This is a genomic window from Pseudomonas alkylphenolica (assembly GCF_000746525.1).
GTDB lineage: Bacteria > Pseudomonadota > Gammaproteobacteria > Pseudomonadales > Pseudomonadaceae > Aquipseudomonas > Aquipseudomonas alkylphenolica.
On sequence record NZ_CP009048.1, the window covers coordinates 3,170,722 to 3,189,921 of the forward strand.

Here is a 19,200-nt window from a genome sequence, read left to right on the forward strand (position 1 = left end):
TAACCCGGTGGTAGCGGGCTTGCCCCGCGATCGGCCTCACCCTATTGCTGCAGCAAGAATGCCGTGACCCGCTCGCTGCAGGCCGCAGGATCTTCCTGCATGAAGCAGTGTCCGCCCGGCACTTGCTCGGCGCTGACCTGCCGATTGTCCTGCGCCCAGCGCTGCACCGACTGTGGCACGAAGGGATAGGTGGTTTCGCCGTAGAGTACCTGGCTCGGGGTCTTCACCCGGGTCAGCGAAGCCCACATGCGCCGCGGGAATGAACTGAAAATCTCCACTTCACGGCTTGGCCTGCACTTGAGCACCACGCCTTCGCCACAATCGCCGATGGCATGTTCGATATACGACTGCAACGCATGCTCGTTCCAGCCCTTGAAGATCCCCCGCCCCTCCAGCGAGGCACGTGCGGCGCTACGGTCCGGCCAATGACTGCGGCGGGTCGCGGCCTTGCGCGCCAAGGCGTGACGACGGTGCAGGCCAACCAGCGCAGCGGCGCCCATAATGCCCATCATCGAGCGGCTGAACAGCACCGGATCGAGCAGGACCGCGCGCTGGAACAACTGTGGCCGATACGCCAGCATCAACCCTGTAAGCACCCCGCCAAAACTGTGGCCGACGGCAAAGCGCGGCACCTCGGCGTATTCGCCACGGCCCGCCTCGAAGGCCTCGATAGCCAGTTCTGCGGTACGGTTCCAGCCCTGAAACGGGCCGCCATGGTCACTGTCGCCGTGGCCCTGGACATCACACAGCCAGAGGTCGAAGTGTTCTGCCAGGCGCGCCAGCATTGGCTGGTAGACCAGACAGCAAAAGCCGTTGCCGTGGAGAAAATGCAGCAAGGGTTTGCCGCTGGCGGGTGAGCGCCAGCCGCGCAAGGTAAAGCCGGCACTTGTGTCATGGGACCAGGGAATCAACTGCATGTGCCAGCGTACTCATTCAGGAAAAACTCGATTCTACAAAGAGCAGTGGGTAAAGGGATATCACCAGCAACGCCGCCATCAGGACATTGAACAGCATTAACCAGCGCGGGTTCTGCAGCACTGTACGCAAAGCGCTGCCGAACATCACCCAGACGCACACGCTGGGCAGGTTGACCAGGGCGAACACGGTGGCGATGACGATTACGTTGGTGACGTAGCCCTGGGCTGGCGTGTAGGTAGTGATTGCCCCCACCGCCATGACCCAGGCCTTGGGGTTGACCCATTGAAACGCCGCCGCGCCCCAGAAGCCGAGCGGTTTGCGGCTCTCGGGGTTGCTGACCGACAAAGGCCCGGAGGTGGCGATTTTCCACGCCAGGTACAGCAAGTAGGCCGCGCCGACATAGCGCAGCACGGTATAGATCGGCGGATAGGCCTTGAACACTTCACCGAGGCCAAAGCCCACCGCCAGCACCATGACCATGAAGCCCACGCTGATGCCCAAGGCGTGCGGAATCGAACGGCGCACGCCAAAGTTCACCCCGGAGGCCAGCAACATGGTGTTGTTGGGCCCCGGGGTGATCGAAGACACGAAGGCGAACAGCACGAAGGCGGTTATCAGGTCGATTGAGCTGAGCATGGCAGGCATCCAGATTTTTTCTTGTGGGCTGCACTGACACTAGCGGAGTCCTGCTCTAGGCCGACCATACAGTTACTGAAAATAATACCGTATCACTTGACTGTACCCATTCAAGCCAATGCCGCTTCAACGAACTCCAGGCGGTCCTGACCGAAGAACATCTGCTCACCGACAAAGAATGTGGGTGCGCCGAACGTGCCACGGCGCACGGCCTCTTCGGTGGCCTCCTTGAGTGCCGCCTTGACCTTTGGATCTGCGCTCCAGGCTTGATACTGCTCGGGATCGAAGCCTGCTTCGCGCAACACCGTTGCCAACACCTGCGGATCGCCCAGGTTGCGTTGCTGCACCCACATCGCCGGAAACAGCGCATCGAGGTAAGCCTCGAAGCGCTCAGGTTGAAACAATTGCACAGCCATGGTGCCGCGCATCAGCCCCAGGGTATTGACCGGAAAGCCCGGCGGGAACGCCAGGGTCACGCCATAGCGCTTGGCATAGCGCTGAAAATCGGCAAACACGTAGCGCGCCTTGGCCGGCACCATTGCTGGCGAAGCATTGCCGGTGGCCTGGAACACCCCGCCCAGCAGCATCGGCCGGTACAGCAGTTGCGCATCGTGGCGGGCACACAGCGCCGGCAGTTGGGTCCAGGCCAGGTAACTGGCCGGGCTGCCCAGGTCAAAGAAGAATTCGACGGTTTTGCTCATGGTTCAGAGTCCTTGTTGTTATCGGAGGCTTACCAGCGTTCCATCCACGGCCGCAGATCGAGTTCGAAGGTCCAGGCATCACGCGGCTGTGCGTGCAGGAACCAGTAGCTGTCGGCAATGTGTGCGGGGTCAAGGATGCCGTCCTGCTCCTTGAGCGCATAACGCTCGGGGAAGCTGTCGCGGATGAACGCGGTGTCGATGGCGCCGTCCACCACCACATGGGCGACATGAATATTACGCGGCCCAAGCTCGCGGGCCATGCTCTGCGCCAGGGCGCGAATGCCATGTTTGGCCCCGGCGAACGCGGCAAAGCCGGCAGCGCCGCGCAGGCCGGCGGTAGCGCCGGTGAACAGAATGGTTCCGCGCTCACGGGTCACCATGCGCCGGGCCACGGCCTGACTGGTCAGGAAGCCGGCGAAGCAGGCCATTTCCCAGATCTTGAAGTACTTTCGTGCGGTCTCGTCGAGAATGCTGCACGGCACGTTGGCGCCAATATTGAACACGAACGCCTCGATCGGGCCGAGGGTAGTTTCGATCTGTTCAACCAGCGCCGCCACCTCCTCTTCCTTGCGTGCATCGGAGGCAAAGCCATGCGCCTCGCCACCCGCGGCACGAATCTCGTCCACCAGCGGCTGCAGCTTGTCGGCGCTGCGCCGGGTCACGCAGGCGATGTAGCCCTCGCGGGCAAAACGCTTGGCAATCGCTCCGCCGGTGGCATCACCGGCCCCTACTACCAACACCACTTTCTTGCCCTGGGTCATCCATCGCCTCCATTGGTAAACGATCATTTAGTAAACGAACGCTATGCTATGATCCAGGCTTCGTCAAGTCAGTGCTACGGAGAAGGTCGGCGTGCGCTACTCCACCACCCACAAGGAACAAACCCGGCAGAAACTGCTGGAGAGCAGCGGCGCCCTGGCCAAGCGCGGCGGCTTCAATGCCACTGGCGTCGCTGGCCTGATGAAGGCCATCGGCCTGACCGGGGGGGCGTTCTACAACCACTTCCCGTCCAAGGACGACCTGTTCACCGAAGTGGTGCGCCGCGAACTGTCGCTGAGCCCCATGGCCCAGCAACCGATGAACCGCCAGCGCCTTGAACGCTGCCTGGACCATTACCTGAGCCTGGCCCACGTGCACAACCCCGAAGGCGGTTGCGCCATTCCAGCCCTGGGTGCCGAGATCGCCCAGGCGCCGCTGCCGGTGCGTGAAGAGGCCGAACACTGGCTGCGCACCCTGCAACAAGCCTGGGCCGACACCCTCGAAGACCCGGACCTGGCCTGGGCCCTGCTCAGCCAGTGCGTGGGTGCGCTGGTGATCGCGCGCATGCTGGCCAACCCATCCAGCCAGCAGGAAGTGCTCAAGGCCTCCCGTGAGTTTCTCGCCGGGGCCTTGCATGAGAGTCCTTGAACCGCTGTTGCTTGGTCTGGCCCTGCTCGCCCCGCTCAACGCCCTCGCCGCCTGCCCTGCTGGCCAGTACGAAATCTGCCTGGGCAGTTGCATCTGCTCGCCGATCGATCCGGGCGAGGCCCGTAGCGTGCTCGACGATCTCGGACGCATCGCCAGCAGTTCCCTGGCCATGGCCCTGCAACAGGCACGCGACACCGCGGCGGCCGGTACGGTGCTGCCGATTCCCCTGCACATCCGCGCCCAGCTTGAGCCGTACTACGACTTCCAGGTGCTGGATGCGGCGCGCTACAAAGTCGGCGACCAGCAGGCCCTGGACAGCGCCAACGCCCTGCTGCAGAACCCCGACGTCAATGCCGTGACCCTGATCGACATCATCGTCTTTCGCAACGAAACCGATGCCCAGGACAACGCCGCGCTCTGGGCCCATGAACTGCACCACGTGCAGCAATACCAGCAATGGGGCGTGGAAGAATTCGCCCGGCGCTACTCGCGCGACTTCGATGCGGTCGAGGCACCGGCTTACGAGATCCAGTCGAAAGTCAGCAAAGCCCTGCGCGAACGCTCATCCGGCCAGGCACGCTGAACTAGACTTAATGATTGCCCCACGAGAAATGGCCCGAGGTCGTCGCCTGGCGTGACGACCCCGTTGACGTTGGACTTCTTGCAGGAGAACACGCAATGGACGAAGCCAAGCTGAACGACTTCATGGGAAAGCTGGTCAACGACATGGGCGCCGCCGCCCTGCTCGCCAACCTGATCCTCGGCGATGAACTGGGCCTGTACCGGGCCATGGCCGACAGTCAATTCATCAGCCCCGAACAACTGGCACAAAAGACCGGCTGCAATGCCCGGCTGCTGCGCGAATGGCTCAGCGCCCAGGCCGCGTCGGGCTATATGGAGCACAAGGACGGCCGTTTTCGCCTACCCGAGGAACAGGCCATGGCCCTGGCTATCGAGGACTCACCGGTGTACGCGGCAGGCGGTGCTTCGGTGATTGCCGCCCTGTATCACGACAAAGACAAACTGGTAGCCGCCATGCGCGGCGATGGCGGCCTGGCCTGGGGCGATCATCATCCGTGCATGTTCAGTGGCACTGAGCGCTTCTTCAGACCCGGCTATCGCGCCCATCTGGTCAGCGAATGGCTGCCAACCCTGACCGGAGTGCTCGATAAACTGCAGGCCGGGGCCAAGGTCGCCGACGTCGGTTGCGGGCATGGTGCCTCGACGGTGATCCTGGCCCAGGCCTTTCCGGCTTCGCAGTTCTACGGTTTCGACTACCACGCGCCGTCGATCACGGTGTCGAACCAGCGCGCTACCGAAGGCGGTGTGGCCGACCGCACGCAGTTCATCCAGGCCAGTGCCAAGGATTTCCCCGGCAAGGATTACGACCTGATCTGCTACTTTGATTGCCTGCACGACATGGGCGGCCCGGTTGGCGCTGCCCGCCATGCCTATAACGCGCTGAAGGCCGACGGTACGGTGCTGCTGGTCGAGCCCTTTGCCAACGACAGTCTGGATGAAAACAGCACACCCGTTGGTCGGCTGTTTTATGCCGCTTCGACCTTTATCTGCACGCCCAACTCGCTGTCCCAGGAAGTCGGTTTGGGGCTCGGTGCCCAGGCAGGGGAAGCGCGCTTGCGCGCGGTGTTCGCGGAGGCTGGCTTCAAACATTTTCGCCGGGCCACGGAGACGCCTTTCAATTTGATTCTGGAAGCTCGCAAGTAGTCGCTTTTCGCGGGGCAAGCCCGCTCCCACCGGGTGTCTGTGGGAGCGGGCTTGCCCCGCGAAATTCGTATACCATATCCACAAAGAACTTCGGACGACGCCACCGTGACCGTACCTCGCCTCAACGCCCCGGATCTGGGCAATACGCCTTCGACCTCGGAAATCATCACCCATCACCTGCGCGATGCGATCATTGCCGGGCACTTCGCCGAAGACGAACCGATCCGCCAGGACGACATCGCCCGCCAGTTCAACGTCAGCAAGATCCCCGTGCGCGAGGCGCTCAAGCGCCTGGAGGCCGAGGGGCTGGTGATGTTCCAGCGCAATCGCGGGGCGATGGTCACGCGCATCTCCGAACCGGAGCTGGCGCAGATGTTCGAAGTACGCATGCTGCTCGAAGACAAGGCGCTGCGTCTGGCAATCCCGAACATGACCGAAGCAACCTTCGCGCGTGCCGAACGGATCTGCCAGGAGTTCGTCGGCGAGAACGACGTCGGGCGCTGGGCCGAGCTGAACTGGGAGCTGCACGCCTGTTTGTACGAGCCGGCGCAGCGGCCCTTTCTGGTCAATATGATCCGCTCGGTGAACGACAAGCTGGAGCGCTACCTGCGCATGCAGATGAGCCTGTCGGCGGGCAAGGAACGCGCCGATCATGAACACCGCGAGATCCTCGATGCCTGCCGGGCCAAGGATGTCGAACGTGCCGTCACGCTGCTCGACGAGCACATCGCCGGCGTCTGCAAGACCCTCTTCGAGCACCTGCCGCAGAGCAAGTGACGGGAACCCGGTGGGAGCGGGCTTGCCCCGCGATTGCGGACTCACAGTCACATCGCATCGCGGGGCAAGCCCGCTCCCACCGGGGTTCGGTCGCTGTGCTGATTTCGTCGTTCTCATGGCTTAAAGGCATCAAGCCTGCAAGCCAGGCGACAAGCCACTCTGTCGTTCACTTCCCTGAACGGACGCGGCCTGCCCATGAAACGCATCAGCGTGATCGACTCCCACACCGGCGGCGAACCCACCCGCCTGGTCACCGACGGATTCCCAGCACTCGGCAACGGCAGCATGGCCGAACGCCGCCAGCGCCTGGCCGAGCAACACGATCCATGGCGCAGCGCCTGCATGCTGGAGCCGCGTGGCAGTGACGTGCTGGTTGGCGCGCTGCTGTGCGAGCCGGTCGATCCCGGCGCCTGTGCCGGGGTGATCTTCTTCAACAACACCGGCTACCTGGGCATGTGTGGCCACGGCACCATCGGCCTGGTGGTGTCACTGGCGCACCTGGGCCGCATCGGGCCGGGTGTGCACCGTATCGAAACCCCGGTCGGCACCGTGCAGGCGACCCTGCACGAAGACCACTCGGTCAGCGTGCGCAACGTACCGGCCTACCGTTACCGCAAGGACCTGACACTGGAGGTGCCGGGCATCGGCCGGGTGGTCGGCGATGTCGCCTGGGGCGGCAACTGGTTCTTCCTGATCGCCGATCACGGCCTGAACGTCGCCGGCGACAACATCGAGGCGCTGACCGCCTATACCTACGCCGTGCAACAGGCGCTGGAGAACCAAGGCATTCGCGGCGAAGATGGCGGCCTGATCGACCATATCGAACTGTTCGCCGACGACCCCGACGCCGACAGCCGCAACTTCGTGCTTTGCCCCGGCAAAGCCTACGACCGTTCGCCCTGCGGCACCGGCACCAGCGCCAAGCTCGCGTGTCTGGCCGCCGACGGCAAGCTGCAACCCGGCCAGGTGTGGCGTCAGGCCAGCGTGATCGGTAGCCAGTTCGAAGGCTCGTTCGAGGCCGACGGCGAGCGCATCGTGCCAACCATTCGCGGCCGCGCGCACATCAGCGCCGAAGCCACGCTGATCCTGCAGGAAGACGACCCGTTCGCCTGGGGCATCCGCCCGTGAACCGTGGTGCCGTGGCCGATGTGATCGTGATCGGCGCCGGGATCATCGGTGCCGCCTGTGCGCAGTCGCTGGCTGCGCGGGGGCTGCAAGTGCTGGTGCTCGATGCCGGTCTGCACGGTGCCACGGCCGCTGGCATGGGCCACCTGCTGGTGCTCGACGACAATGCCGCAGAGTTGGCGCTCAGCCAGCATTCGCTGCAACGCTGGCGTGAACTGGCCCCCCGGCTCCCCGAAGACTGCGCCTACCGCAGCAACGGCACCTTGTGGCTGGCGGCCAACGCTGAAGAGATGGCCGTGGCCGAACACAAATTCAACGTGCTGCAAGCCCGGGGCGTGGCCTGCGAGCTGGTTGCCGGACACGCCCTGCGCCAGCGCGAACCGGCGCTGCGTGAGGGGCTGGAAGGTGGTCTGCTGATCAACGGCGACGGCATCCTTTACGCCCCGGCCACCGCCCGCTGGATGCTGCAATCGCCGCGTATCGAACAGCGCCGGGCGCAAGTCACCACGGTGCAAGGCAACCGTGTGCGCCTGGACGACGGCCAGTGGCTGAGCGCCGATGCCGTGGTGCTGGCCAACGGCATCCAGGCCACCGACCTGTGCCCGGAGCTGCCGATCGAGCCGAAAAAAGGCCACCTGCTGATCACCGACCGCTACCCCGGCACCGTCACCCATACCTTGGTGGAACTGGGCTATGTCACCAGCGCGCATAACGCCAGCGGCCCATCCACCGCCTGCAATATCCAGCCGCGCCCGACCGGCCAGCTGTTCATCGGCGCTTCGCGTCAGTTCGGCACCACCGACCCGGCCGTTGAAGGCTGGATGTTGGCACGCATGCTCAAGCGCGCCACTGAATACATGCCAGACCTCGCCCACTTGAACGGCATCCGCGCCTGGACCGGCTTTCGCGCCGCCAGCCCCGACGGCCTGCCATTGGTGGGCCGCCATCCGCAGCAGGATGGCCTGTGGCTCGCGGTCGGTCACGAGGGCCTCGGCGTCACCACCGCCCCGGCGACCGCCGACCTGCTGACCGCGCAACTGTTCGACGAAACGCCACCGCTGGCGGCCCAACCCTATCTGCCTGAACGCTTCCTCGGAGCACTTGCCCATGCCTGACCTGACCCTCGATGGCCGCCCGCTGCATGTGGCCGACGGCACCAGCGTGGCCGCCGCCCTGGCGTTGGCCGGCGACGGTAGCTCACGCACTTCGGTCAGCGGCCAGCGCCGCGCACCGCTGTGCGGCATGGGCATTTGCCAGGAATGCCGGGTACACATCGACGGCCGCCGGCGTCTGGCCTGCCAGACCCTGTGCCGCGACGGCATGCAAGTGGAGACCCGGCCATGAGCGAACACACCAATCTGTTGATCATCGGCGCCGGTCCCGCCGGCCTGGCCGCTGCACTGGCCGCCGCCCCCCGTGCCGCACGCATCGTGCTGCTCGACGACAACCCGCTGCCAGGCGGACAGATCTGGCGCGACGGCCCGCAGGCCAAGGTGCCTGCCAAGGCGCGTCAACTGCGCGAGCAGGTACTCGCCTGCCGCAATGTGCACTGCTACAGCGGCACACGGGTGATCGCCCAGCCAGGCCCAGACACCCTGCTGGTGGAAGACGCCGAGCGTGGCTGGCAGATCCGCTACGACCGGCTGATTCTCTGCACCGGCGCCCGAGAACTGCTGCTGCCCTTCCCCGGCTGGACCCTGCCCGGCGTCACCGGTGCCGGCGGTTTGCAGGCACTGATCAAGGCCGGCCTGCCGGTGCGCAACCAACGTATCGTCATCGCCGGCAGCGGGCCATTGCTGCTGGCCAGTGCCGCCACCGCCAAAGCCAACGGCGCCCGGGTGCTGCGCATTGCCGAACAGGCTTCGCCCGCCGCCGTCGCCGGCTTCGCCGCACAATTGCCGCGCTGGCCGCAAAAACTCCTGCAGTCCTTCAGCCTGTTCGACCGCCAGTACCGCAGCGCCAGCCATGTACTTGCCGCACTGGGTAGCGATCGCCTGGAGGGTGTGCGCTTGATGCAAAACGGCAAGCTCGTGGAAATCGCCTGTGACCGGCTGGCCTGCGGCTTCGGCCTGATCCCCAACATCCAGCTGGCCCAGGCCCTGGGCTGCGCCATGGCGCATGACGCAGTTGCCGTGGACAACTGGCAGGAGACGACGCTGCCCGGCGTTTACGCCGCAGGTGAATGCACCGGCTTCGGCGGCAGCGAGCGGGCCCTGGTGGAAGGTGCGATTGCTGGCCATGCCGCAGTCGGCAATCGCCAGGCGGCGCAGCGGCTGTTGCGCCAACGCGCCCGCTGGCATGGGTTCGCCGATGCCCTGAACAAAGCCTTCGCCCTCGACCCGGCGCTCAAGTCGCTGGCGACTGCCGACACCCTGGTGTGCCGCTGCGAAGATGTCGCCTATTCCGCCCTCGCCGGACACGGCAGCTGGCGCGAAGCCAAGCTCGCCAGCCGCTGCGGCATGGGCGCCTGTCAGGGCCGGGTCTGCGGCGCGGCCACCCGCCACCTGTTCGGCTGGCAACCCTCGGCGCCGCGCCCGCCGTTCAGCCCGGCGCGCATCGAAACCCTGCTGTGCCTGGACGAAACGCCCGGCGCTTGAGATAAGCGCCGGGGACACTCTATGATCCCGACGGTCGCCCCCGGACCGTCAGCGCCATGCACGCCACGCTCAACCACTTCGCCCCCTGCGATCTGCCGACCCTGCTGAGCAGCCTGCAGCCGATCGCGCCGCTGCTCGACACCCTCAACGACGTGGTGTTCTTCATCAAGGACCGCGAAGCGCGTTACGCCTTCGTCAACCAGACCCTGGCCCGGCGCTGCGGCCGCAAGCACTGTGACGAGCTGCTCGGGCTTACCGCCGAACACGTATTCCCCGCCCGTTTCGGCCCGCTCTACACCGAGCAGGACCGCCGCGTGCTGAGCAGTGGCCGGGAACTGGCCGACCAGCTTGAACTGCACCTTTATTTCGGCAACCAGCCGGTCTGGTGCCTGACCCACAAACGCCCGCTCAAGGATGCCGACGGCAGCATCGTTGGCCTCGCCGGGATCTCTCGTGACCTGCAATTGCCGCAGTCCAACCACCCGGCGTTCCAGAAACTCGCCGCCGTCGATGCGCATATCCGCAGCCACTTCAGCCGCCCCATCAGCCTTGCCGAACTGACCGCCATCGCCGGGCTTTCGATCGCGCAACTGGAGCGCCATTGCAAACGGATCTTCCAGCTCACGCCGCGGCAGATGATCCACAAAGCACGCCTGGAAGAAGCCTCGCGCTTGCTGCAGGACCTCGACCTGCCGATCACCGACATCGCCCTGCGCTGCGGTTACACCGACCACAGCGCCTTCAGCCGCCAGTTCCGCGCCCTCACCGGGCTTTCGCCGAGCCAGTACCGCGACAGCCAGCGCTGAGTGTTCCTTTCCGGGGCGCTGCGCACGCGCAGTGCTCCCATATGTAACACCCGTCATACACCCGGCCAGGCACGCTGAAACCTCCCACAGCAGCCGTCCTTTCTGTCAGACGCCCTAGTGCAAGGGCTGAAGAACAATTCCTGCAACAACACAAAAACAGGCACGGCCATTGCACTTAAAAATATCGTATACGAAATCTCAGCTACGATATTTAACAGCACTCACCCACCACGAGGCATCTATGAAAAACCGCACATTTGCCGTAGCCCTCAGCGCTGTTCTCAGTACCACCTTTATTGCCAACGCCCAGGCCGACAAACTCGACGACATCATCGGCTCCGGCAAGCTGCGCTGCGCCGTAACCCTGGACTTCCCACCGATGGGTTTTCGCGACGAAGCCAACAAGCCCGCCGGCTTCGACGTCGACTACTGCAACGACCTGGCTAAGATCCTCGGGGTCGAGCCCGAAGTGGTCGAAACGCCCTTCCCTGATCGCATCCCGGCCCTGGTTTCCGGGCGCGCCGACGTGATCGTAGCGTCCACCTCCGACACCCTGGAGCGGGCCAAGACGGTCGGTTTGACCGTGCCGTACTTCGCCTTCCAGATGGTCGTACTGACCCGCGACAACACCGGTATCAACAGCTTCGAGGACCTCAAGGGCAAGGCGCTGGGCAACACCAGCGGCACCTATGAAGCCATCGCCCTGGAGAAAGACGTGAAGAGCTGGGGCAGCGGCACCTTCCGCGCCTACCAGTCGCAGAACGACACCCTGCTCGCAGTCGCCCAAGGGCATATCGACGCCACTGTGGTCACCAACACCGTTGCCGCTGCCACCCTCAAGTCCGGCAAGTACAAGAACCTCAAGGTCGCCGGTAATGCGCCTTACGTGATCGACTACGTATCGCTGGGCGCCAAGCGCAACGAGTACGGTCTGCTGCGTTACCTTGACCTGTTCGTCAACCAGCAGGTGCGCACCGGGCGCTACAAGGAGCTGTTCACCAAGTGGGTGGGCACCGAAATCGCCCCGACCGACCTGACCGTGCCACAGGTTTACTACTGAGGTGGGCAGCATGACCAGCACTCCCAAACCCCTGGCCGGGCGTAGCCTGGTCGAGGGCGCGGCCCAGGGCGAACTGCTGTTCGCCGACACCGGGCTGAGCTTCTGGGGCGGGGTCGACCCGTTCAGCGGCGAAGTGATCGACCGCCATCATCCGCTCAGCGGCCAGTGCATCGCCGGGCGTGTGCTGGCGATCCCCAGCGGACGCGGCTCGTGCACCGGCAGCAGCGTGATGATGGAACTGATCAGCAACGGCCACGCACCGGCAGCACTGGTGCTGGCCGAGGCCGACGAAATCCTGACCCTCGGCGTGCTGGTCGCGCAGACCCTGTTCGGGCGCTCCTTGCCGGTGCTGTGCATCGGCAAGGAGGCTTTCGCCGGATTGCGCGGCGCAGGCTTTGCGCGGGTCGAAGGCGAGCGCCTGAGCCTGTTTGCCCAGGCGCCCGCCGCCGACTGGCAAGCCCCGTCGTTTACCCCGGCTGACCGGCCATTCAACAGCGCCCTGAACCTGAGCCCGCAGGACCAGGCGCTACTTGATGGCAGCCATGGCAAAGCGGCGCAGCTGGCGATGCAGATCGTCCTGCGCATGGCCGAGCTGCAAGGCGCCGAGCAGTTGCTGGACGTGACCCAGGCGCATATCGACGGCTGCATCTACACCGGCCCCGCCAGCCTGCGCTTTGCCGAACAGCTGGTACAGTGGGGCGCGAAGGTACGGGTACCGACCACGCTCAATTCCATTTCGGTCGACCAGCGCCGCTGGCGCGAACTGGGCATCGACCCGGCGCTCGGCGAGCCGGCCAGTGCCCTGGGCGATGCCTACATGGCCATGGGCGCGCAATTGAGCTTCACCTGCGCGCCTTACCTGCTCGACAGCGCGCCAACCCTGGGCGAACAGGTGGTCTGGGCCGAATCCAACGCGGTGGTCTACGCCAACAGTGTGTTGGGGGCGCGCACGCTCAAGTACCCGGACTACCTCGACATCTGCATCGCCCTCACCGGTCGGGCTCCGAGCATCGGCTGTCACCTCGACAGCCAGCGCAAGGCCCAACTGATTGTTGAAGTGCCGCCGCTGGACGGCCTCGACGACAGCTTCTACCCCCTGCTCGGCTACCACATCGGCGCCCTCTCCGGTTCGCGGATTCCTCTGGTGCGCGGGCTGGAACAGGCGCAACCCAGCCTGGACGATCTCAAGGCGTTCGGCGCCGCCTTTGCCACCACCTCTGCCGCGCCGCTGTTTCATATCGCCGGGGTTACACCCGAAGCCCTGGACCCGGCGCAAGTGCTCGAACCCGGCGCAACCCTGCCGACCGAGCGCCTGCACCTGAAGGATCTGCTGCACAGCTGGCGCGAGCTCAACAGCGCCCGCGAGCCGCAGGTCGATGTGGTGTCGCTGGGCAATCCGCATTTCTCGCTCAGCGAGTTCGCCGCACTTGCCCGCCTGTGCCAGGGCCGGCACAAACACCCGGACGTAGTGGTGGCGATCACTTGCGGTCGCGCAGTGCTCGAACAGGCCCGCGCCGCCGGCCATATCGCCGGGCTCGAACGCTTCGGCGTGACCCTGGTGACCGACACTTGCTGGTGCATGCTCGGTGAGCCGGTGATCCCGCCGGCGGCGCGCACGCTGATGACCAACTCGGGCAAATACGCCCACTACGGGCCGGGCCTGGCCGGTCGCCCGGTGCATTTCGCCAGCCTCGCCGAATGTGTCGAATCGGCCTGTAGCGGCCAGGCCAGCGGTCGCCTGCCAACCTGGCTGCAACCTGCCGCCTGCAAGGAGAGCCCCGCGCATGTTTGACTACACCTTCCAATGGCGTTCGGCCCTGCGCGCCCTGCCGGACATGTTGAGCGGTGCCTGGGTCACCTTCGAGACCGCCGCGTTGTCGATGATCTTCGGGGTGTTGATTGCCCTGGCCCTGACCGTGATGCGCGAAGGAAAACAGCCGTTGCTGCGCGGCTTTGCCAATGGCTGGGTGTCGATCGCGCGCAACACCCCTTCGCTGTTCCAGATCTACATCCTGTACTTCGGCCTCGGCTCGATGGGCCTGCATGTCAGTTCGTGGATCGCCCTGCTGGCGGGGATCACCTTCAACAACGCCGGGTACCTGGCGGAGAACTTTCGCGGCGGCCTCAAGGCCGTGCCGACCACGCAGATGCGTGCGGCGCGCTCGCTGGGCATGAGCGCCTTCCAGACCTACCGGATGATCGTCATTCCGCAATTGCTGCGGGTGGTGTTCTACCCGTTGACCAACCAGATGGTCTGGGCGGTGCTGATGACTTCGCTGGGGGTGATCGTCGGCCTGAACAACGACCTCACCGGCGTGACCCAGGACTACAACGTCAAGACCTTCCGCACCTTCGAATACTTCGCCCTGGCGGCGGCGCTCTACTACGTGATCGCCAAGGCGATCGTCGCAGTTGCGCGGCTGATGGCCTGGCGCTTGTTCCGCTACTGAGGAGCCCGGCATGTTCTCTACCAGCTTTACCTGGAACGACTTCATGTTCCTGCTCGACGGGGCCAGGGTCACCGTGCAACTGACCTTCTGGGCCATCCTCCTGGGCACCTTCGCCGGCTTGCTGTTCGGCCTCGCCCGCGCCCTCTGGCCACGGCTCAGCCTGCCACTGGCGTGGGTGCTGGATGTGTTTCGCAGCGTGCCGTTGCTGATCCAGTTCGTGCTGTTCAACTCGTTCAAAAGCATCGTCGGACTGAACATCAGCGCCTTCAGCGTTGGCTGCATCGTGCTCGGCGTGTACACCGCCGCGTACTTCACCGAGATCGTCCGCGGCGGTGTGCTGGCGGTGTCGCTGAGCGTGCGTCGAGCCAGCCGCTCGCTGGGCATGAGCTACCTGCAGGATTTGCGCTGGATCGTCCTGCCGATGGCCACCCGGGTGGCGTTTCCCGGATGGCTGAACCTGGTGCTGGGGGTGATGAAAGACACCGCGCTGGTGATGTGGATCGGCATTGTCGAACTGCTGCGCGCCTCGCAAACCATCGTTACACGGATTCAGGAACCCCTGCTGGTGCTGTGCATCGCAGGCCTCATTTACTACGTCATGAGCCTGGTGGTTGCCCGCCTTGGCGCCCGTCTGGAAAGAAGGTGGCAAGAAAATGATTGAGATCCAGAACGTACACAAATCCTTCGGCAACCTCGAAGTCGTCAAGGGCGTGAGCCTGACCGTGGACAAGGGCGAAGTGGTGTCGATCATCGGCGGCTCGGGTTCCGGCAAGTCGACCTTGCTGATGTGCATCAACGGCCTTGAGGAGATCCAGAAAGGCAGCATCCGCGTCGACGGCGTCGAGGTGCACGACCGCGCCACCGACCTGAACCGCTTGCGGCAGAAGATCGGCATCGTCTTCCAGCAGTGGAACGCCTTTCCGCACCTGACGGTGCTGGAAAACGTGATGCTGGCGCCGCGCAAGGTGCTGGGCAAGAGCAAAGAGCAGGCCGAAGAACTGGCGGTCAAGCAATTGACCCACGTCGGCCTTGGCGACAAGCTCAAGACCTTCCCCGGCAAGCTGTCGGGCGGGCAGCAACAGCGCATGGCGATTGCCCGGGCGCTGGCGATGTCGCCGGATTACATGCTGTTCGACGAAGCCACCTCGGCGCTCGATCCGCAGCTGGTGGGTGAAGTGCTGGACACCATGCGCATGCTCGCCGAAGACGGCATGACCATGGTGCTGGTGACCCATGAGATCCGTTTTGCCCGCGATGTATCGGACCGCGTGGCGTTCTTCCGTAACGGCCTGGTGCACGAGATCGGCGCGCCGGACCAGGTGATCGGCAACCCGTTGCAGCCGGAGACGGCGGCATTCCTCAAGTCGGTGAAATAACAGCATCGCGGGGCAAGCCCGCTCCCACCGAGGTCACACTGTGGGAGCGGGCTTGCCCCGCGATAAGGCCCTCCAATCAAACACAAGGAGTCCCGTGTATGCGTTCATCAAAGATCATCCACATCGTCAATTGCCATGCCGAAGGTGAAGTCGGCGACGTCATCGTCGGTGGCGTCGCCCCGCCGCCCGGCGCCACCGTCTGGGAGCAATCGCGCTGGATCGCCCGCGACGAGACCCTGCGCAACTTCGTCCTCAACGAGCCGCGCGGCGGCGTGTTCCGCCACGTCAACCTGCTGGTCCCGCCGAAGGACCCACGCGCGCAGATGGCCTGGATCATCATGGAGCCGGCCGACACCCCGCCGATGTCCGGTTCCAATTCATTGTGCGTGTCCACCGTGTTGCTCGACAGCGGCATCCTGCCGATGACCGAACCGGAAACCCGCCTGGTGCTCGAAGCCCCTGGCGGTCTGATCGAAGCGGTCGCCGAATGCCGTGACGGCAAAGTGCAGCGGGTGGAAGTGAAGAACGTGCCGTCGTTCGCCGACCGCCTCGACGCCTGGATCGAAGTCGAAGGCTACGGCTCGCTGCAGGTCGACACGGCCTACGGCGGCGACAGCTTCGTCATCGCCGATGCCCGGCAACTGGGTTTCGCCATTCGCCCGGACGAAGCCCGGGAGATTGTCGAGATCGGCCTGAAGATTACCCACGCCGCCAACGAGCAGCTGGGTTTTCGTCACCCGCTGAACCCGGACTGGTCGCACATCTCCTTCTGCCAGATCGCCGCGCCCGTCGAGTACGAGAACGGTGTCGCCACCGGCGCCAACGCCGTGGTCATCCGTCCTGGCAAGATCGACCGCTCGCCCTGCGGCACCGGTTGCTCGGCACGCATGGCGGTGATGCAGGCCAAAGGCTTGCTCAAGGTCGGCGATCGCTTTATCGGTCGCTCGATCATCGGCTCGGAGTTCCACTGCCGCATCGATTCGCAGACCGAAATTGCCGGGCGGGAAGCCATCTACCCGTGCATTTCCGGGCGTGCCTGGATCACCGGCACCCACCAATTGCTCCTCGATCCGAGCGATCCATGGCCACAAGGCTACCGGCTGTCGGACACCTGGCCCGGTGCCTGATCACTAACCCATTGATTTACAAACACCCTTAAAACCCGATCCGCGACACACGAAAAAAACACTGGTCGACATCACACACTTTTAATATCGTATACGAAATACAATAAACAACCGGAGAACACCATGAGCAAGCACGTAAACTGGAGCGGCGTCTTCCCTGCAGTCACCACTCAATTCAACGACGACTTCTCGATCAACCTGGAGAAAACCCACGAGGTGATTTCCAACGTGATCCGCGATGGCGTCTCGGGCCTGGTGGTGTGTGGTTCGGTGGGTGAAAACACCTCGCTGACCGCCGAAGAAAAGATCGCCGTTACCGAAGTCGCCGTCGACGCCTCGCGCGGCCGGGTTCCGGTGATCTGCGGCGTCGCCGAGTTCACCAGCGTACAGGCGGCCAAGGTGGCCAACGCGGTGCACAAGGCCGGCGTCGACGGGGTGATGCTGATGCCGGCGCTGGTCTACGGCTCCAAGCCGTTCGAGACTGCCGAGCACTACCGCTACGTGGCCAAGCACGCCGACGTGCCGCTGATGGTCTACAACAACCCGCCGATCTACAAAAACGACGTCACCCCGGACATCCTGATTTCCCTGGCCGACTGCGACAACGTGGTGTGCTTCAAGGACTCCTCCGGCGACACCCGGCGCTTTATCGACGTGCGCAATGAAGTCGGCGACCGCTTCGTGCTGTTCGCGGGCCTCGACGACGTGGTCCTGGAAAGCATCGCCGTCGGCGCCCAGGGCTGGGTCTCGGGCATGTCCAACGTGTTCCCGAAAGAAGGCGAAACGATCTTCCGCCTGGCCAAGGCCGGTCGCTTCGCCGAGGCCCTGCCGATCTATGAATGGCTGATGCCGATCCTGCACCTGGATGCCCGCGCAGATCTCGTGCAGTGCATCAAGCTGTGCGAAGCCATCGCCGGTCGCGGCAGCGCGCTGACCCGTCCGCCGCGCCTGGCCCTGCCGGAAGCGGATCGGGTGTTCGTCGAGCAGATCATGGCCAAGGCCCTGGCCAACCGTCCGCAGCTGCCGGACGTCGGCCTCTGATGTGATGACCGGGCCGGCTCCGACGTGGAGGCCGGCCCGCCTGTTTTGCGCCCATACAGGAACCGCCAGCATGTCCAGTCACCCTTCCAGCGCAACCACCCCTGCGGGATTGAAACGTGTCGTCGCCGCGGCCATGGCCGGGACCGTCGCCGAATGGTATGAATTCTTCCTTTACGGCACCGCCTCGGCACTGGTCTTCGGCCAGTTGTTCTTCCGCCAGACCGACAGCCCCATCGACGGCATCATCGCCGCCTTCGCCCTGTATGCCGTGGGCTTTCTCGCCCGTCCTCTGGGCGGGCTGGTGTTCGGTCACTACGGTGACAAATTCGGCCGCAAGCGCCTGCTGCAACTGAGCCTGGTGGTAGTCGGCATCACCACCTTCCTGATGGGTTGCCTGCCCGGATTCGACAGCATCGGCTATGCCGCACCGGTGTTGCTGGTGCTGTTACGGCTGATCCAGGGCTTTGCCTTTGGCGGCGAATGGGGCGGTGCCATCCTGCTAGTGTCCGAGCACTGCCCGGACAACCGTCGCGGTTTCTGGGCCAGCTGGCCGCAAGCCGGGGTGCCGGCGGGCAACCTGATCGCGACCCTGGCCTTGCTCCTGCTGTCGAGCACCCTTGCCGAAGAGCAGTTCCTCGCCTGGGGCTGGCGTGTGGCGTTCTGGTTCTCAGCCGTGGTGGTGCTGATCGGCTACTGGATCCGCACCAGCGTCGACGACGCGCCGATCTTCAAGGAGGCCCAGGCTCGCCAGGCACAGAAGGCCGAACAGCAACTGGGCGTGGTCGAAGTCTTGCGCCATCACTGGCGGGCAGTGCTGGTGGGGATCGGTGCGCGTTTTGCCGAGAACATCCTCTACTACACCGTGGTGACCTTCTCGATCACCTACCTCAAGCTGGTGGTGCACAAGGACACCTCGCAGATCCTCCTGCTGATGTTCGGTGCGCACCTGTTGCACTTCTTCCTGATTCCGCTGATGGGTTACCTGTCCGACCTGGTCGGACGCAAACCGGTCTACCTGACCGGCGCGGTGCTCACAGCGTTCTGGGGCTTTATCGGCTTCCCGATGATGGACACCGGCAACAACTGGCTGATCATGGCGGCGATCACCCTCGGCCTGGCCATCGAATCGATGACCTACGCGCCTTACTCGGCGCTGATGGCCGAGCTGTTCCCGACCCATGTGCGCTACACCGCCCTGTCGCTGTGCTACCAGGTCGCGCCGATTTTCGCCGGCTCCCTCGCACCGCTGATCGCCATCACCCTGCTCAACAAGTACCACAGCTCGACGCCGATCGCCTGGTACCTGGTCGGCGCCGCGCTGATCTCGATCGTCGCTGTCGGCCTGACCCGCGAGACTCGTGGCAAGTCGCTGCACGCGGTCGACGCCGAAGCTGCCGCGCGCATTGCCGCCGGGCAAGCCGCACCTGTTCGCCAGGGCAGTTCGCTGGCCTGAC

The 19,200-nt window shown here is 64.5% G+C and carries 21 protein-coding genes; 17 read left to right on the forward strand and 4 right to left on the reverse strand.

Annotated elements, in window-relative coordinates:
* Nucleotides 1-41 precede the first annotated feature (41 nt).
* From PSAKL28_RS14395 to PSAKL28_RS14410, 4 genes are all read right to left on the reverse strand, one after another.
* The gene (locus PSAKL28_RS14395) at nt 42-917 is read right to left on the reverse strand and encodes an alpha/beta fold hydrolase (protein ID WP_038611594.1); all 876 of its coding nucleotides are present in this window, start codon (nt 915-917) and stop codon (nt 42-44) included.
* A 16-nt stretch (nt 918-933) separates the two neighbouring features.
* Complete coding sequence (locus PSAKL28_RS14400) at nt 934-1,563, reverse strand: LysE family translocator (RefSeq protein ID WP_174446942.1); 630 nt, start codon at nt 1,561-1,563, stop codon at nt 934-936.
* 101 nt (nt 1,564-1,664) lie between these two features.
* Nucleotides 1,665-2,255: a 2-hydroxychromene-2-carboxylate isomerase gene (locus tag PSAKL28_RS14405; RefSeq protein WP_038611596.1), complete on the reverse strand. Its 591-nt coding sequence runs from the start codon at nt 2,253-2,255 to the stop codon at nt 1,665-1,667.
* A 29-nt stretch (nt 2,256-2,284) separates the two neighbouring features.
* The gene (locus PSAKL28_RS14410) at nt 2,285-3,016 is read right to left on the reverse strand and encodes an SDR family oxidoreductase (protein ID WP_038611598.1); all 732 of its coding nucleotides are present in this window, start codon (nt 3,014-3,016) and stop codon (nt 2,285-2,287) included.
* Between the two features lie 91 nt (nt 3,017-3,107).
* Between PSAKL28_RS14410 and PSAKL28_RS14415 the strand changes: the two genes are divergently transcribed.
* The 17 genes from PSAKL28_RS14415 to abaF all read left to right on the forward strand — a co-directional run bounded on the left by PSAKL28_RS14415 (nt 3,108) and on the right by abaF (nt 19,199).
* A complete protein-coding gene (locus tag PSAKL28_RS14415; RefSeq protein ID WP_038611600.1) occupies nt 3,108-3,662 on the forward strand; it encodes a TetR/AcrR family transcriptional regulator in 555 nt (184 codons plus the stop codon).
* On the forward strand, nt 3,649-4,245 hold the full coding sequence (locus tag PSAKL28_RS14420; protein WP_038611602.1) for an eCIS core domain-containing protein: 597 nt from the start codon (nt 3,649-3,651) through the stop codon (nt 4,243-4,245). Before PSAKL28_RS14415 ends, PSAKL28_RS14420 begins: the two co-directional genes overlap by 14 nt.
* Nucleotides 4,246-4,340: 95 nt before the next feature.
* Nucleotides 4,341-5,387, forward strand: a complete 1,047-nt coding sequence (locus PSAKL28_RS14425; RefSeq protein ID WP_038611604.1) for a class I SAM-dependent methyltransferase — start codon at nt 4,341-4,343, stop codon at nt 5,385-5,387.
* 105 nt (nt 5,388-5,492) lie between these two features.
* Nucleotides 5,493-6,164: a GntR family transcriptional regulator gene (locus tag PSAKL28_RS14430; protein ID WP_038611607.1), complete on the forward strand. Its 672-nt coding sequence runs from the start codon at nt 5,493-5,495 to the stop codon at nt 6,162-6,164.
* Between the two features lie 195 nt (nt 6,165-6,359).
* Nucleotides 6,360-7,292: a 4-hydroxyproline epimerase gene (locus tag PSAKL28_RS14435; protein WP_038611610.1), complete on the forward strand. Its 933-nt coding sequence runs from the start codon at nt 6,360-6,362 to the stop codon at nt 7,290-7,292.
* The gene (locus tag PSAKL28_RS14440) at nt 7,289-8,404 is read left to right on the forward strand and encodes an NAD(P)/FAD-dependent oxidoreductase (protein WP_038611613.1); all 1,116 of its coding nucleotides are present in this window, start codon (nt 7,289-7,291) and stop codon (nt 8,402-8,404) included. Before PSAKL28_RS14435 ends, PSAKL28_RS14440 begins: the two co-directional genes overlap by 4 nt.
* On the forward strand, nt 8,397-8,633 hold the full coding sequence (locus PSAKL28_RS14445; protein ID WP_038611616.1) for a 2Fe-2S iron-sulfur cluster-binding protein: 237 nt from the start codon (nt 8,397-8,399) through the stop codon (nt 8,631-8,633). The genes PSAKL28_RS14440 and PSAKL28_RS14445 overlap by 8 nt, the downstream gene beginning before the upstream one ends.
* Nucleotides 8,630-9,886, forward strand: coding sequence for an NAD(P)/FAD-dependent oxidoreductase (locus PSAKL28_RS14450; protein WP_038611619.1), 1,257 nt, complete (start codon nt 8,630-8,632; stop codon nt 9,884-9,886). Before PSAKL28_RS14445 ends, PSAKL28_RS14450 begins: the two co-directional genes overlap by 4 nt.
* Before the next feature lie 56 nt (nt 9,887-9,942).
* Nucleotides 9,943-10,692 carry an AraC family transcriptional regulator gene (locus tag PSAKL28_RS14455; protein ID WP_038611622.1) on the forward strand — a complete coding sequence of 250 codons (750 nt, stop codon included), beginning with the start codon at nt 9,943-9,945 and terminating at the stop codon, nt 10,690-10,692.
* Between the two features lie 241 nt (nt 10,693-10,933).
* Complete coding sequence (locus tag PSAKL28_RS14460; RefSeq protein ID WP_038611625.1) at nt 10,934-11,752, forward strand: ABC transporter substrate-binding protein; 819 nt, start codon at nt 10,934-10,936, stop codon at nt 11,750-11,752.
* Between the two features lie 10 nt (nt 11,753-11,762).
* On the forward strand, nt 11,763-13,544 hold the full coding sequence (gene lhpI, locus PSAKL28_RS14465) for a cis-3-hydroxy-L-proline dehydratase (RefSeq protein ID WP_038611627.1): 1,782 nt from the start codon (nt 11,763-11,765) through the stop codon (nt 13,542-13,544).
* Nucleotides 13,537-14,202 carry an amino acid ABC transporter permease gene (locus PSAKL28_RS14470; RefSeq protein ID WP_038611630.1) on the forward strand — a complete coding sequence of 222 codons (666 nt, stop codon included), beginning with the start codon at nt 13,537-13,539 and terminating at the stop codon, nt 14,200-14,202. The genes lhpI and PSAKL28_RS14470 overlap by 8 nt, the downstream gene beginning before the upstream one ends.
* Before the next feature lie 10 nt (nt 14,203-14,212).
* The gene (locus tag PSAKL28_RS14475; RefSeq protein ID WP_038611632.1) at nt 14,213-14,863 is read left to right on the forward strand and encodes an amino acid ABC transporter permease; all 651 of its coding nucleotides are present in this window, start codon (nt 14,213-14,215) and stop codon (nt 14,861-14,863) included.
* Entirely contained in the window at nt 14,856-15,578 is a 723-nt protein-coding gene (locus PSAKL28_RS14480; protein WP_038611635.1) for an amino acid ABC transporter ATP-binding protein, read from the forward strand. The genes PSAKL28_RS14475 and PSAKL28_RS14480 overlap by 8 nt, the downstream gene beginning before the upstream one ends.
* 98 nt (nt 15,579-15,676) lie before the next feature.
* Nucleotides 15,677-16,705 (forward strand): trans-3-hydroxy-L-proline dehydratase, encoded by a 1,029-nt coding sequence (locus PSAKL28_RS14485; protein WP_038611638.1) that lies wholly within the window; start codon nt 15,677-15,679, stop codon nt 16,703-16,705.
* Between the two features lie 123 nt (nt 16,706-16,828).
* Nucleotides 16,829-17,746 carry a dihydrodipicolinate synthase family protein gene (locus PSAKL28_RS14490; protein WP_038611641.1) on the forward strand — a complete coding sequence of 306 codons (918 nt, stop codon included), beginning with the start codon at nt 16,829-16,831 and terminating at the stop codon, nt 17,744-17,746.
* Nucleotides 17,747-17,816: 70 nt separating this feature from the next.
* Complete coding sequence (gene abaF / locus PSAKL28_RS14495) at nt 17,817-19,199, forward strand: fosfomycin efflux MFS transporter AbaF (protein ID WP_038611643.1); 1,383 nt, start codon at nt 17,817-17,819, stop codon at nt 19,197-19,199.
* The last annotated feature ends 1 nt before the right edge of the window (nt 19,200 follow it).